Raw genomic sequence first — 15,273 nt, 5'->3', positions numbered from 1 at the left:
AAGAACGTCGTTCCTTCATCAGTGCACTATCGATTCAATATTAACGTTGCAATGGCGGCAAGGTCTGCGATATCGACCACGCCATCACGATTAAGGTCAGCAGCTTTGATCTGCTGCCAATTTGGATCCGAGGCAGATTTACCGTAGTTTGTTGCTGCAATTGCAAGGTCACCAATCGTCACTTTGCCATCATGATTAAGATCGCCTGGAACACCCTGAGGAACGGTAATGCCGATCGTTTTCGTAGATCCCTTCGCAGCTAATTCCTTCCCTTGTTGATCCGCGACCACGGCTTTGTCAACGGAGACTTGAGCCATCGCCTCCACCGATACTGTCTTCGCTTGGAACGTCACCGTCAATACCTTCGAGTCTTGCGTCACAGCATGATCGGCACCTGTACTCGCGATGATGAATCGCAGCTTACCCGGTTCATTCAGACTGCTGCTGACGATCTGAAGTCCTGTGTCACTTGCAGCTGCGGAGATATAGTCTAGTAGCTTCTCATCGTACTTCACCTCGATATCTTGCGCATAGACAGCGTCTTGAATGGATTTGAGATATACTTGGACGGTCATCCGCTCTCCTGACGCGATAGCTTGCGGAGCAACCAGTTCGGTTCGTAGTTCCTTCGATGGATTCACATTTCGATCAATTGAAATGACAAGTATCTGCTCCTTCTCTTGATTCCCTGCATAATCCATACTCCGATAATGAACCGTATTCTTACCCTCCTGTGTCAAGAGAATGGGGTCTTTATATTTCGTCCATTCTCCATCATTGATGCGATATTCGATCCGTGCAACTCCCGTCTCCGAATCGCTCGCCGAGAGGGATAACGTCACATCTTTCGTAAAGGATCCATTCTCTCCATCGGGTACTGCTGGATTCGTCTGTGCTGTAGTGACGGGCGCTATAATATCACTTGTTGCTGCACCATATACATTGAATCCATCGACGATCAAATAGGAACTATTTTTCTTAACCCCCTTAATGATATGAATCCCTGGTGTTAAGCCTTGCTTGCTAAAGACGACCTTCTGGTAGATCCGAGAGGGATTATAGTTACTAATCGTCTGCTGGAACACGTTATCAATGTAGATATCGACATCGCCTTCATCACTGTTCACTTGCGCAATATAATCAATTCCTGTGCCATGAAACGTAAATTCGAAGAAATCCCCGTTCGTTTGTGTCGCATACAAATCATTGTAGTACGAGTTGGCGCCACCACGAGCAGCGTTTTTGTAATCCCATCCGGTGCCCGTGTATTCAACACCAGCCGTATCATTCAGACGTTCGTTCCCCGACTGCTTCTTCCATTGAACAGATACGGAAGCTTGATTACGCCATATTTGAGCGTACAGTGTTCCGCCTGGTGCAACACGATTGTAGATATTCCAGAAGCTCGACTTGGTTGTAATTTGCTCGCCGTTCAATTGACGTAGTACATCACCTTGCTGCAACCCCTGTAATTTCGCATTCGAATCTGCGGGGACTTGATAGAAATATAGGCCATTGGTATCCCCAAGCCCGACCGACGACATGACTGCATCGGAATAGATACTGCTTACTTCTGCACCCATAAGCGGTTCAATATCCGCCTCAGTGGTAGGATTTCCTGTTGACCATTTAATTCCTGGCGGTGTTGGAGCCCCTGGCTTGCCGAATTGATTCATCGGGAAATTCACGAATCCTCGAGCGATTGCTGGCGATCCTGCTTGCACCGTGAAATCTTTTTTCGACACATCGGTAAAAGGTGATGCACCAACGAACAGCGGATCTGCGATAACGGAGTGTGTATCAAACCCTGAATTCATCCAAGCAGACGTGATATCCGCAACCGCCTTACCGTTATTCCAAAACGTATTATTATCGTAGAAGGTTCCTGCCGCTTTCGGATCGTCTTGGATGAAATCGTAGGGATTATCCGTAACGAAAATATTCTTCTCGATCACATCATTACTTCCCTCGTATGCGACATGGAAATGTCCACCGCCATTCACGATGATATTGTTATGGACTTTCCGAGAGAACCCTTCACGAAGTTTAAATCCGGCATTCAGCATGAGATTGTTGTAAATATCGTAATTCGAAGATCCGTCATCCAGATCAATATCCCATGCCGAGTTATGCCAGATGCGATTGTTACGAATGACCGTCGTCTCCATCGCATCCAAGAAAGCATATTGTTTCTTCACCGCATCACCGCCGCTCAAGGACCAGAACCGATCCCGCCCCCACGCGTTGAATGGACCGTGATCACTTGTCTCTAGGACACAATCGAAAATATCATTGAATTCAATGACATGGCCGCCCCACGTTCCATCGTTAATGTTCACACCTGACCGAGGGCTATGATGGATTGTATTATGGCTTATCGTAATATTGCGGCTAACCGATACATTCACCCCAGCGGATTGCTTCTCGAATATCCCCATGTTGAACATATGATTGTTATTTACGGTGATGTTCTGAGGGTAATCATTTGTGAGGGGACCAGGTGTTGTATCTTGAATATCGGTGTGTTGATTCGACCATGTGGAAGGGTAGCGAACCGCACTTTGCAGACCCACAATTTGCACATCAGTCGCACCTGATCCAGTAAATTCATTGTTCGATATTTGATGGTTGCGATTATAGCCATTCACGAATATGGCGTTGCCGCCTACTTGATCGAATACTGAATTCTGAATGGAGATATTCTCTGCATCTTGGACAAAGACCGTACCGGTACGCGCGACAGACCAATCGCCTCTCATGAGTCCTGCATAAGGCTTATTGAATAAAGTGCGATGCGTCTCAGTAAATGTAAAATTGGAGAAGGTTAGATGCTTCACTTTGTCTGTTGCCGTGCCCGTAATTCGCAGCAGCTCATCTAAGACAGCAATTTCAATGTTTGCCTTATTCATATCCGTTCCCGTTGGAGGATTGAAGTATAGCTTGCCACCTTTGCTATCATAGAACCATTCGCCTGGTGCATCGAGCTCTTCGAAAATATTCTCCACCATGCGATAGGTAGCATGCAATGTGCTCCCGCGATTGTTATCTCCGACCCATTGTAGATTTGGCGATCCGTTCGAAGCGTTTACACCTGTGATCTTGAACGAGTTCCCACCCCATTCATTCCCATGCAAGCCTCGGACGAGTCCCGTCGTCGGATCACTCCATTTGGCAACACGACTTGGGGCAAGCGCATCCGCAGCGTACCCACCTAGAATAGCAACGTTCGGATCATAATTCGGATACCTCGCCAAGATCTGTCGCTGTGAATTCAGGAACAGACCATCGAAATCAAGCCCTGCTCCAATATCAGCAACTTTAATGCCCCCTTGGTAGTCACGCCAAGTCGGTGTTAATTTCTTGCCTCCGCTCAAAATAACTTTCTCTCCTTCATACGCGGAATAAATCACTGGTTTATTGATATGACCGGAGTCTTGCGGATTAAATACGAGTGTTTGATCCAAATAATAGGTCCCACCTCGCACCCAGATATGTATTGGCCCGGTTGATGACGGTATAAGGTCTCGAACAGCGGACTGGGCTTTGGCAAGGGTTAGGAATGGAGAAGAAATCGTGCCTGTATTGTTGTCGTCACCATCCGTCGCCACGTACACTTCTGTCGATGCCGCATGCGCGGTTTTAGGTACAGTCACGGTTGCAATTGCGCTGAACAATAATGCCGAAATCAGTGATAAACACATCACCCGATAACACCTACTTTTCCATTGCATGATCAAACCTCCATATTTATCATGATTTTGTATCCGCTTACCTGATTACACGAAGATTATAACGCCGGACCTCTAAATTTTTCATAGATTATCTTCTTGAAAATATCGATTAATCTACTTACATAGCAAAAAGGCATGAACTTCGAGGACTTCACCTCAAATTTCATGCCTTCCGTATTGTCATTCAAACTCAACTATGGCGCTCGTTTCGGTAACATTTTCACATAAGTATCCGATAGTTTCATGAATTTCAGAATATAATCGTAATCCTTTTTATAGGGTGTTAGATCCGTTACTGGCTCCAGTGTACTTAGATTAATGGCCTTACCATCGTCAAACCCTTTGCCAGGAATGAACAGAATATCATCGTTAAAGAACGAGCCTGTTGGTAAGTAATAGCGCATCCCAATAATATTATGATCAATATTCAATAGATCATGACCGAATGCTGTGAAATGCTGATCTTCCAGCGATATTCCCATAAGATTCGCAATGGTCGGCATCATATCCACTTGACCGCCAACCCGATCGACGACTTGGCCCTTCTCCATCCCGGGTACGTGAATCATGAATGGAATATTAAATCGGCTCACATACTCATTATATGGAATACCCAGCGCTGTGCTGAGCTCCTCCGGGTTATTATCTTGCGGTTGAAGTCCAAAATGATCACCATAAACGACCAATACCGTATTCTCCCACATGCCATTCTTCTTGAGTGAATCAATCAGTTGTCCAAGGGCATAGTCCGTATAATGCTGCGCATACATATAATTTCCGATTTGCTTCGATGCTAAATCTGCTGGCAAATCAATGGTTTTCGCACGATCCGGTACTTTAAAAGGAAAATGACTGGATACCGTAACAAATTGCGCGTAGAAAGGCTGCTTTTTCTTACTAATCTCTGATAGCTTCTCCACGCCGACACGATACAATTCCTCATCTGACGCCCCAAATTCATTAAATTGATCATTTTTGAATGAAGGTTTATCGAAGTATTGATTGAAAGCCAACGCAGGATAAAGACGTATCCGATCCCAGAACTTCACATCATTGACATGAAACGTATTCGTTGAGTATTGATCTTCGCCGAGAAGTCTCGGCAAGCTAGGAAGCTCACGATCTCCATATCCCGTTGACATGGCAATGGCACCTGTCGGGTAGATCGAGGTGTTCGACATGAACTCCGCGTCCGACGTATTACCGGGGCCAATTTGCTGGTAGATATGCGGGAAATAGAAGCTATCTTTGGCTAATTGATTGAGCACAGGTGTAATCTCCTGATCATTGACCTTCAGATTGATGAGGAAATTCTGAAATGCTTCCATTTGAACGACAATCAGATTCTTCCCTTTGGCAGCTCCAAAATGAGCGGGTTTCTGTCCTGCTTCAAGCGGCTTGTCCCTGTAAGTGAAGGTGTCCTCAGAGGTTTGAACCTGCTGTGTAACTTCATTAATGTTACCTTCTTCAACCATCTTGTTCGTCTCTCTAGCCTTGAGCGCGATTGCAAATTGATAATCGATGAACCCAATATCCTGTGCAAGCGCAAGTTCGTTATCCATCGCTTTGTTCTGCATCACCGTTCTACCCGATAACACAAGGCAGATGACTGTGACTGCAAGCATCCCGATTTTCCAATATCGACGTCGAATCGGACTTGAATCGGCTGGCGGCCGACGACGCGTAAATAACCAAATAACAGCCATCACGAGCGTATCGAGGAAATAGATATAGTAGATTGGACGAATCGTCGCTTTCACACTATCCCCGATTTCGGTCACCTGATGAAGTGCCGTTAAGGCCGTATACGTTGCAACAGACCCGAAATGATCATAATATAATGTCGCGGCAAAACAGATGAACGATAGTAAGAAGTTGACTCCCCAGTAGACATATCGTTTGGATCGCATGGGTAAGATTAATTCTAGAATACCGAAGATCGCGCAAATCGCGAATACATCTCGAAGCAGTTGAACCACAGACATCTGCTCGAAAAAGAAATATCGCATCAGGACGAGCTTCCCGAATGCGCATAGGATAGCCCAGAAGAAGATTGGAATCTTCTTCGCAAATGTGTTTTCCATTTCTCTCATTCTTCTCTCCTATTTCGATTAAGTTTACAAGATTTTAATATTTTCATAGTATATCAGATTTCGCCCAGTCACTTCCATTCATATATTCCAACCAACACAAGAAGACCCTTCCACTTCTTCCAAGAAGAAATTGAAGGGCCTTCTATCCTTATCTCGTTGATACTGTGCTAATGTTAATCATTTGAATGTATAGCTGTCTCGCGGCTTGAATATCTGTCGTCCCATGGACAAGTGCCCTGCCGTCAACGAATAATACGATTCGCTGCTCATCCCTATGTGCGCTAAGCAGAAAGTCATTCATGATGTCCACTTGCAGCTGCCGAGAATGATATTGCCGAATTTGTTCCGATAATGTCCTTAGATCCAGCTTCATCGCTTCAGAAGGACGAAGATGGACCGTATCACGCCCGCAGAGAATCGCTGCCTTCTCCGTTGCAGGTGATTGAAGATAAGGATACGTTGCTTGATCGCCACAGCTAGAGCATCCCTGCTTCTTCATCGCTTGGATATTGATGGCGGTGTACTGATTGTTCCATAGATCGAATGAAACAAGCTTTCGGTGCAGCGCATCATGGTTCCCCGTTAACAGCTTAAAGGCCTCAGCAGTCTGATGCGCCACGACCATTTGAACCGCTGGTGCAATAATGCCGTCCACGTCACAGCTCTCTCCACCATTCGGAATGATGTCCATCATACAGCTCAGGCATGGTGTATCCCCAGGGAGAATCGTGTAGGATAGCCCATAGCTCCCGATGCATGCACCATAAATCCATGGAATACGGTATTTCGCAGCGATATCGTTCAAAATGAATCGCGTTTCGAAGTTATCACACGCATCCATAATGAGGTCAACACCCGTGATTAGTCGTTCTAAATCTTCCCCTCGCGCATCCAAAACGTACGCATCGATCTGGACATTGGCGTTAATCCGTTCCAAATGCTGTTTGGCTGCGATCGCCTTTGGCATCCGCTGACGTACGTTCTCTTCAGTATACAATTGCTGACGCTGCAGATTACTCCATTCCACATAATCGCGATCGATGATCGTGACATGCCCCACGCCCGCCCTGACAAGGGTTTCCGCGCTAGTGGACCCGAGCGCTCCCGCACCGACGATAAGGACATGACACTCGGCCAGTTGTTGTTGTCCAGCCGTACCGATCGGTCCAAAGCTCATCTGGCGTGAATAGCGATCGAAAGACGGCTGGTCTTGCTCCGCCATCATACCGTAACCATTCCCTCAAGCGGACTGCTCGCCGAGGCATAACGCTTCACAGGAATTCGCCCGGCTTCACAGGCTAATCGCCCCGCCTCAATCCCTTGCTTCATCGCGACAGCCATTTTGACGGGATCGCCTGCCCCAGACACTGCTGTATTCAGGAGCACACCATCTGCGCCGAGCTCCATTGCAAATGCAGCATGCGATGGGGCACCGATTCCTGCATCGACAATGACGGGCACGACCGCTTGCTCTATGATAAAACTTAAATTAACGGGGTTAATAATTCCTTGACCTGAACCAATCGGAGAAGCGCCAGGCATGACGGCATGCACGCCCATCAGTTGAAGTCGTTTGGCGAGCTGCACATCATCGGAGATATAGGGCAATACGATAAAGCCTTCATCAAGCAGCATCTCACAAGCTTTCACCGTCTCAATCGGATCCGGAAGCAATGTCTTCAGGTCTCCTATTACTTCTACTTTGATCATATCGCATAGGCCGGAGGCCTTCGCAAGGCGTGCAATCCGTACTGCTTCTTCTGCAGTTGAAGCCCCTGCCGTATTAGGTAGCAAGGTGTATTTCGCCAGATCAAGCATTTCTAGAAAATTCGGCTGACTAGGCTCGAAAATATTCATACGCCGTACCGCGAACGTTAAAATTTCAGTCTCCGATTTCTCGACCGCTTCTTTCTGAACTTCAAAGTTCGGGAACTTTCCGGTTCCAAGTAACAGACGAGATTTAAATGAATGAGGACCAATCGTTAGCAACGCAATTCCTCCTTTTAGATTTTCTGATAAATTTGACTGCCGGACGCTTTGAATTCATTCGATTTCTCTTCTAAGCCCTGGGCTGCATATGCTCGAATATCCTGTGTGATCCGCATGCTGCAAAATTTTGGCCCGCACATGGAACAGAAATGCGCTGTCTTCGCGCCTTCTGCCGGTAATGTCTCGTCATGATATTCCAATGCACGTTCCGGATCGAGCGAGAGATTGAATTGATCTCTCCAGCGGAATTCGAAGCGGGCTTTGGATAACGCATCATCGCGCTGCTGAGCCCCAGGGTGACCTTTGGCCAAGTCAGCAGCATGTGCTGCGATTTTATAGGCAATAACACCTTCACGCACGTCATTCTTGTTCGGCAGTCCGAGGTGCTCCTTCGGTGTAACATAGCAGAGCATTGCCGTTCCAAACCAACCGATCATCGCGGCGCCGATAGCAGATGTAATATGATCATATCCTGGTGCAATATCTGTCGTTAGCGGACCGAGTGTATAGAATGGAGCTTCTTGACAGACTTCCATCTGACGATCGACATTCTCCTTGATCATGTGCATCGGGACATGTCCCGGCCCTTCGATCATCACTTGAACATCATGCTTCCACGCGATTTTCGTTAATTCCCCCAGCGTATCGAGCTCAGCGAATTGAGATTCATCATTGGCATCCTGAATGCTTCCTGGACGAAGACCATCTCCGAGTGAAAATGCCACATCATACTTCTTCATAATCTCGCAGATTTCCTCGAAATGTGTATATAGGAAATTCTCTTCATGATGCGCTAAGCACCAAGCTGCCATAATCGAACCCCCGCGTGATACGATCCCGGTCAGGCGATTCGCCGTTAGTGGTATATACCGGAGCAGAACACCCGCATGGATGGTAAAATAATCAACGCCTTGCTCCGCTTGCTCAATGAGCGTATCGCGATAGACTTCCCACGAGAGATCTTCCGCCTTGCCGTTCACTTTCTCGAGCGCTTGATAGAGCGGTACCGTACCAATCGGAACCGGAGAATTACGAATGATCCATTCCCTCGTCGTATGAATATTTCTCCCGGTGGAGAGATCCATGACCGTATCTGCACCCCAACGCGTAGCCCATGTCATCTTTTCAACTTCTTCCTCAATGGAGGAAGATACCGCTGAATTCCCGATATTCGCGTTAATCTTCACGAGGAAATTCCGCCCGATAATCATCGGTTCACTCTCGGGATGGTTAATATTCGATGGGATAATTGCTCTGCCGCTCGCGACCTCATCCCGGACGAACTCAGGCGTGACATTCTCACGAATCGCGATATATTCCATTTCTGCGGTTATGATGCCTCGGCGCGCGTAATGCATTTGGGTGACATTTTCACCTTCTTTCGCCCGCAATGGAAGACGATTTAGACCTGGGAACACGATCGTCTGATCTGCATCCTCCGCTCTGCGCAGTCCATTATCCTCCGGTTTCACTTCGCGCCCTTCATAGAACTCGACATCACCACGATCTAGAATCCATGCTTGACGATGCGGGCACAAGCCTTCTTCAATATTTGTATGTAACGTTGTATCTGTATAAGGCCCACTCGTATCGTACACGCGCACCGGTTCATTGATCTCAATACCTCGGCTATTCTCTGTTGGGCTGAGCGTAATCTCACGCATCGGAACTCGAAGATCCTCGCGTGACCCTTGAATATATACCTTTTGACTGTTAGGAAAATTAACTTGTGACATCTTCTCCTCACCCTCCGCCTACAAAATGTACAATCTCAATACGTGCACCTTCATCTACAATACGATCTGCAAAATGATGCTTATCAACGATCTGTGCATCAACCTCCACAACGACAATGCGGTTCTCGAGTCCGAAATGCGCTATTACATGTTGTACGGTAGTCACATGCTCAGGCATTTCCACGGGCTGACCATTCACGATTAATTTCATGACCTCACCCCAGTCATTTGATGTTCCTTCGTCCATCGCATCGAAGGGATCTGGAAGGCAGATAAATCTGCTACTGGTTCCTTCTCTTCAATTAGATCTGCTATCACGATCCCCGTGAGCGGGCTGAGCAGAATACCGTTACGATAATGCCCGGCAGCGATCATTAAACCATCTAGTTGTGGATGTCGACCTATATATGGCATCCCATGCGGTGTCTTCGGCCTTAGCCCGCTCCACGTTCGACTCCACTCCGCGCCGCGAATGGAAGGAATTAACCGTTCTGCAACGTCCATCAATGCCAAGATGCCACCGACCGTTACTTGTCGATTGTAGGTATGCGGCGTCACCGTAGCGCCAATCAATAGTTCTCCATTGGCCTTCGGCACGATGTAACAATCGTCTGTGTATATTGTTTTACGAATAAGCGGCGTATTCGTTTTTACCGCAATACACTCCCCTTTGACAGGATATAGCGGCAAATCGTATCCAATGGATCGGAGCAAGAACTGCGACCAGATGCTGGATGCGATAATGACATGGTGACAATAGTGGGTACCGTCTTGTGTACGGACACCGACAACTTTGCCGCCTTCACGAATCAACTCATACACCTCCGTATGCTCACAAATATCTGCGCCGAGATCTGATGCTGCCTTGGCATACGATTGAGTTAACGAAGGCGCCATGACCTGATGGTCTTGCTCCAAGTAGAGCGCTCCATACACATCGGAGCCTAACGCTTTCTCCATCTCCTTCGCTTCTACAGCGGACAACCATTGTGTGGCTTCACCCCACTGTTGCTGAATTGCAGCTTGTGCATGATAACGAATGACATCTTGTTCACAGGTTGCAATACGCAGCAGGCCTTGCTGGACAAGTCCGATTTCAATCCCACTACGTTCCTTTAGGTCTGCCGCAAGTGCGGGGAACATCGCTCGACTGTGTCGTGCAAATTCAAATAATGGTGCGGATTCGATGAATTCCGCTTGCGCTGCCAGCATGCCTGCCGCAGCACCCGAGGCTTCGGAGGCGATACGGTTACGCTCTAAGACTCGAACTCGGATGCCTCGAGCAGATAAATGATACGCAATCGAACACCCGATGACACCTCCGCCCACGATGATGACGTCAACTGTTTGCTGCATGGAAAGACCTTCTTTCGTTAAGCTTTGACACATATTGCATAGCTGCTGTTAGAGGATCAACTGCGGATACAATTCCGCTAATTACAGCGATCCCTTGTGCACCTTGCTGCATCACTTCTTGTACCTGATCAGGCCCGATCCCACCAATACCAATAACCGGGATTGATACCGAAGCGGCTACTTCTCTTAAGGCCTTAAGCCCCCGCGGAGATAAGCCCGGCTTCGAACTGCTCGCGTAGATATGGCCATAGAACAGATAATCCGCTCCTTCTGCCTCACAGTGGATGGCTTCTTCAACCGAATGCACGGACCGTCCAATGCGAAGTCCTTGTGACATTAGCTTCACCTGTCGAATCGGTAAGCTGTGATGTGCAAGATGTACCCCACCAATTTGAGCGACACATGCGACATCCACGCGGTCGTTGATCAAGAGTTTTTGAGCTGGAACCCCTAGCTGCATCATCCTTTGCAATGTCTCAAGCATTTCTTTGGCTGTGCTTTGTTTCTCTCGAAGATGAATGAATTGAACGTGCGGATGTACTTCTGCAGCAATCTCTGCAAATCGCTGCAATGGCATGAATCCAGGTGAGACAAGATGTAGTTCCATGGTGTCCGAGCTCCTTTCTTGGAACGCAAAAAGACCACTTTTCCGCAGAAAAGTGGTCGTCAAGCTTCATGAATAAACCCTAAAAAGGATGAAGCGAGCCTCAACACTTCCCTACGCTGGTATTAACCAGATCAGGTTCGAAGGGTCCGGAAGATCCGTCTCAGCCCTTAAAAGGCTCCCCTAGTGTGTATTGCTTATCAAGTTACCAACAATATAGCACAATCTTTCTTTGTTGAATAGGATAAATTTTCATGGAGAATATCAAGTCCTCCACGCTACGCGATTGGTGTACCATTCCGTACCTGTTGATCAGGTTGCAAGAGTACCACATCACCTTCCTCGGGCACACCGCCAATCACCAATACCTCCGATTTGAATCCTGCAATGCGTCTTGGTGGGAAATTTACGACTGCGATCACTTGACGGCCAATCAGTTGTTCAGGTTCATATCTTTTAGTAATTTGAGCCGATGATTGCTTAATCCCTAGATCGCCCAAATCAATGGTTAATTTTATTGCAGGTTTACGGGCTTCTGGGAATGGTTCCGCTTGCAGGATAGTTCCTACTCGCATATCTAATTTCAGAAAATCTTCTATATCTGCCATTTTTCAACGACCTCCTATTGCACTATTTTATTTGAGAAGTGTGGTTGAGACAAGTTTATGTATAATTAGTTAACATAACATTAATTATGTTTCTTATATTACAAATCATTCTTAAAGAGCCACCCTATGAATCAATTCTATTTCCTCAGTGTCTCGCGAATTGACCTCATCCAACAATGAATAATTATACTAAATTTCCGTATGATTAACAACGACACTAATATCCCGATGGTGTAAATAAATGCTTCGAATTAGTTCGTCCCATTGAACTTTATCCTCAAGATCACAGGTGATTGTTACGACTTGCGGTTGCTCCTGTTGTAATTGTTTAGATTCAATAGATCCCTTCCCAAGTCAATCACCCGAATGCCATTTCCATACCACCTTTTGCTAAGCGTTAACTCGATGCCTGCTGCTCAACCGGCTATAAGTACGGTATGATCTGAATTCCCTACCCATTCAGCCCCCGAAAGTGTGTCGCTTCCCAGAAACCATTGTTTCACTGAGAAGCCCTTCCACTACGTTATGACCAAACGGCGATTGTTTCATTAATTTTATTTCATACAGTGACGAATTCGGCTTCATGCAACCGAGGTACTACCTAGATAAAATGCAATATGATATTGTGGGATTATTGCATGAGTCCAGTTTGTAAATGTATAATTATACAGGAACGTTGCTCTGCTGAACAGAGCAATAAATTCACCTTCACGTTCTTCTTTTTTTCATCTACAATCGTTCTGCCAGCCTTCTTCAAATCGTTTTCAGCATGCATCTCGGTTGTACATCTTTTGCAATGTATCGTATGAGAATGTCCAGCATTCACTATCTTCCAAGGCTCGAATATGAAATTCAGCAGATTTGCCACTCATCATCTAGAATAGGACTAATTCGTCTGATCCAAGTAATGATCTTGGGCATTTCTTCCCTAACTTAGGCTCCTTGTTTTATTTCTCGCTTTATTAGTTTACATAACATTTATTATGTTATTATTTATTCGATGTACCCACCGTAGGTATTTTCCCTGAAAATTTATCCATCGCCATCTTCATCTGTTTATTATCAATATGCGTATAAATTTGTGTCGTTTCAATGCTTGCATGACCGAGCAATTCTTGCAGTGTCCGTATGTCCGTCCCGCTTCGAATTTGCATTGTCGCGAACGAATGACGCAGCTTATGACTCGATAATCGCATATTTACTAGCTCAGGCAGCTGTTCTTTCAGTTTCTCGAACGTCTGGTCTGCAATCGTCTGGATCATGCGGATGGATAATCGACGACCGAATTGTGAGATGAAGAATGCCTGCTCTTTCCCTTGGTTTGGGGCTCGCCGCTCCTCTTGCGCACGTATCAGAATCTGATGCAGTTCGGTGGGAAGCGGGATGACGCGCCATTTGCGTCCTTTTCCAAGAATGTGAATGGATCCGTCTTGATGTAGATCTTGGGTGTTCATACGATGGATCTCTCCAACACGCAAACCGGCAAAAGCCATAAGAAGCAAAATCGCCATATTGCGGTTATGATATTTGCCTTCCACCCGATCAAAAAATTGATAGAGCTGGTTCTCTTCCAGATATGTCGGGATCCGATTCTTTACCTGTTTCGATTTCGCGACCGATGCAGCAGGATTGACTTGTAAATGCTCCATCTCATTTAACGATTTATAGAAAGCCCGGAGTGATGAAAGTTTACGATTTCGCGCTTCATCTCCCGCTCCTCGCTCCCGTGTAACTGACAAGAATCGCATAATCTCCATCTTACCCAGTTTCGACAGTTCCGCCGGATAGACTCCTTTGAGAAAACTACGAGCATCACTCATATACGCCGACTGCGTCGATTTCGACATCCCTTGGTTTTTCATCCATATCGAAAATAATTCTAACTCGAGACTGTATGCCTCAATAAGGTCATATTGCGTGAGTGTCATGAAATCCCCTCCTCTTCTTTTTATGTATTTTTTCATTGCATCAGCGCAATTGAATTCTTCCATCTATCTGGAAAAAATGACAAATATCCTCTAATTTCGCGAAAATATAAACCTATTAATCCCTATTATAATATGAAAAAAGTTTATTTAAAATGAAATTGCGTGAAATATGTATTTCATGCAATTTTTTGAGGGCAAAAAAAAGAGAGTTTGCGCTTGAAATGATACGCATTAACTCTATGCATTCTTCACTTTCTATTCTATATCTCGGGATTAATTGCTTTCACCTTTATTGCGCCGAAACAGCGAAATCCCACCGAAACCACTGATAACAGCAATATAAAAACCAGCATCATACCACCAACCCGTGTTATGCATTTCATATAACCTGATATTCTCTTTGAATGCGCCAATGATTAATGAAATAGGAGCGATCCATCCATGCCATATTCCCCAGAAAAATCCCGCCTGATTTTCAGCGTTATTCGTCCCATCTCCAGGTACGCAACCTGTTAGAAGAGTCATAAGCAGCAATACTGTTGCCAACATGAAGAAGTGTTTTAATTTCATATCCATCACCTTTCAACGAAGTTATTCTTTACTCAATCAATATATTTAAAGTATAGCTATTTGATTCTCAAAATTCTCAATAAGGATCTCTGAGCAGCTCTTAAAATAAGGGTTTATATCTATCTATTTTTTAGCATATGAATATCTTCATCAATATTCTTTATGACCGCTGAGTCCCCTCATGTATCGGGAAGAAAAGAAATGGAATTATCTGTTATGTGTTATTTCACTTTATTTCTGGGGCCAGCCTCCCCAAAGATGAAGTTTATTTCCGTCAGGATCCAGTACATGGAAAGAAAGGCCGCAACCTCCATTATCCGCTATACTATCAACTTGCTCATTCTCACTAACCAGTTTCTTATTTAGATCTTCAAGATAATTTATCTCGAGAGTAATAGCCGACATTTCTGTTCCGCCTACCTCAAAATAATTAAAAGTCGTTTTTTCTTTCGTCTTTACTAAGAAAATCGTCTGACTATCAGTAATTTTCAGTTGCGCTTGATCATGACTTACTGGTCTCAATAAAATAAATACAAGTTCAAATACGTCTGATACCAGTTTTGCTGATATTGCTGGATTTGTTACTTGAAATATATTGTGCTGCCGAGATGGATTCAAGCCCAAGTTCCTTTTGAAATTCTTCATTTGTCACCTTCCA

At 45.5% G+C, this 15,273-nt stretch carries 12 protein-coding genes and 1 riboswitch; all 12 genes read right to left on the bottom strand.

Going from position 1 to position 15,273, the window contains the following annotated elements; all coding sequences use genetic code 11:
* Positions 1-26: 26 nt before the first annotated feature.
* The 12 genes from C558_RS32735 to C558_RS0121440 all read right to left on the bottom strand — a co-directional run bounded on the left by C558_RS32735 (position 27) and on the right by C558_RS0121440 (position 15,260).
* Positions 27-3,731 (bottom strand): OmpL47-type beta-barrel domain-containing protein, encoded by a 3,705-nt coding sequence (locus tag C558_RS32735; RefSeq protein ID WP_018758369.1) that lies wholly within the window; start codon positions 3,729-3,731, stop codon positions 27-29.
* A 194-nt stretch (positions 3,732-3,925) separates the two neighbouring features.
* Positions 3,926-5,824, bottom strand: coding sequence for an LTA synthase family protein (locus tag C558_RS0121495; protein WP_018758368.1), 1,899 nt, complete (start codon positions 5,822-5,824; stop codon positions 3,926-3,928).
* A gap of 148 nt (positions 5,825-5,972) precedes the next feature.
* Positions 5,973-7,049: a ThiF family adenylyltransferase gene (locus C558_RS0121490; protein ID WP_018758367.1), complete on the bottom strand. Its 1,077-nt coding sequence runs from the start codon at positions 7,047-7,049 to the stop codon at positions 5,973-5,975.
* Complete coding sequence (locus C558_RS0121485) at positions 7,046-7,819, bottom strand: thiazole synthase (protein WP_211220789.1); 774 nt, start codon at positions 7,817-7,819, stop codon at positions 7,046-7,048. Before C558_RS0121485 ends, C558_RS0121490 begins: the two co-directional genes overlap by 4 nt.
* Positions 7,820-7,827: 8 nt before the next feature.
* A complete protein-coding gene (thiC, locus tag C558_RS0121480) occupies positions 7,828-9,549 on the bottom strand; it encodes a phosphomethylpyrimidine synthase ThiC (protein WP_018758365.1) in 1,722 nt (573 codons plus the stop codon).
* A 7-nt stretch (positions 9,550-9,556) separates the two neighbouring features.
* Positions 9,557-9,760, bottom strand: coding sequence for a sulfur carrier protein ThiS (gene thiS, locus C558_RS0121475; RefSeq protein WP_018758364.1), 204 nt, complete (start codon positions 9,758-9,760; stop codon positions 9,557-9,559).
* Complete coding sequence (thiO, locus tag C558_RS0121470) at positions 9,757-10,905, bottom strand: glycine oxidase ThiO (protein ID WP_018758363.1); 1,149 nt, start codon at positions 10,903-10,905, stop codon at positions 9,757-9,759. Before thiO ends, thiS begins: the two co-directional genes overlap by 4 nt.
* Positions 10,889-11,512 carry a thiamine phosphate synthase gene (locus C558_RS0121465; RefSeq protein WP_018758362.1) on the bottom strand — a complete coding sequence of 208 codons (624 nt, stop codon included), beginning with the start codon at positions 11,510-11,512 and terminating at the stop codon, positions 10,889-10,891. Before C558_RS0121465 ends, thiO begins: the two co-directional genes overlap by 17 nt.
* Before the next feature lie 91 nt (positions 11,513-11,603).
* A riboswitch (TPP riboswitch) is annotated at positions 11,604-11,704 on the bottom strand.
* An 83-nt stretch (positions 11,705-11,787) separates the two neighbouring features.
* Positions 11,788-12,117: a chaperone CsaA gene (gene csaA / locus C558_RS0121460; RefSeq protein WP_018758361.1), complete on the bottom strand. Its 330-nt coding sequence runs from the start codon at positions 12,115-12,117 to the stop codon at positions 11,788-11,790.
* A gap of 989 nt (positions 12,118-13,106) precedes the next feature.
* Positions 13,107-14,045, bottom strand: coding sequence for a tyrosine-type recombinase/integrase (locus C558_RS0121450; RefSeq protein ID WP_018758359.1), 939 nt, complete (start codon positions 14,043-14,045; stop codon positions 13,107-13,109).
* Between the two features lie 273 nt (positions 14,046-14,318).
* The gene (locus C558_RS0121445; protein WP_245583849.1) at positions 14,319-14,594 is read right to left on the bottom strand and encodes a hypothetical protein; all 276 of its coding nucleotides are present in this window, start codon (positions 14,592-14,594) and stop codon (positions 14,319-14,321) included.
* Between the two features lie 252 nt (positions 14,595-14,846).
* Positions 14,847-15,260, bottom strand: coding sequence for a hypothetical protein (locus C558_RS0121440; protein WP_026264062.1), 414 nt, complete (start codon positions 15,258-15,260; stop codon positions 14,847-14,849).
* Between the last annotated feature and the right edge of the window lie 13 nt (positions 15,261-15,273).

The organism is Paenibacillus terrigena DSM 21567, assembly GCF_000374845.1.
In the GTDB taxonomy this organism is placed as follows: Bacteria; Bacillota; Bacilli; order Paenibacillales; family Paenibacillaceae; genus Paenibacillus_K; species Paenibacillus_K terrigena.
The sequence above is the reverse complement of the archived record's forward strand: the minus strand, read 5'-3'. Positions and strand labels throughout refer to the sequence as shown.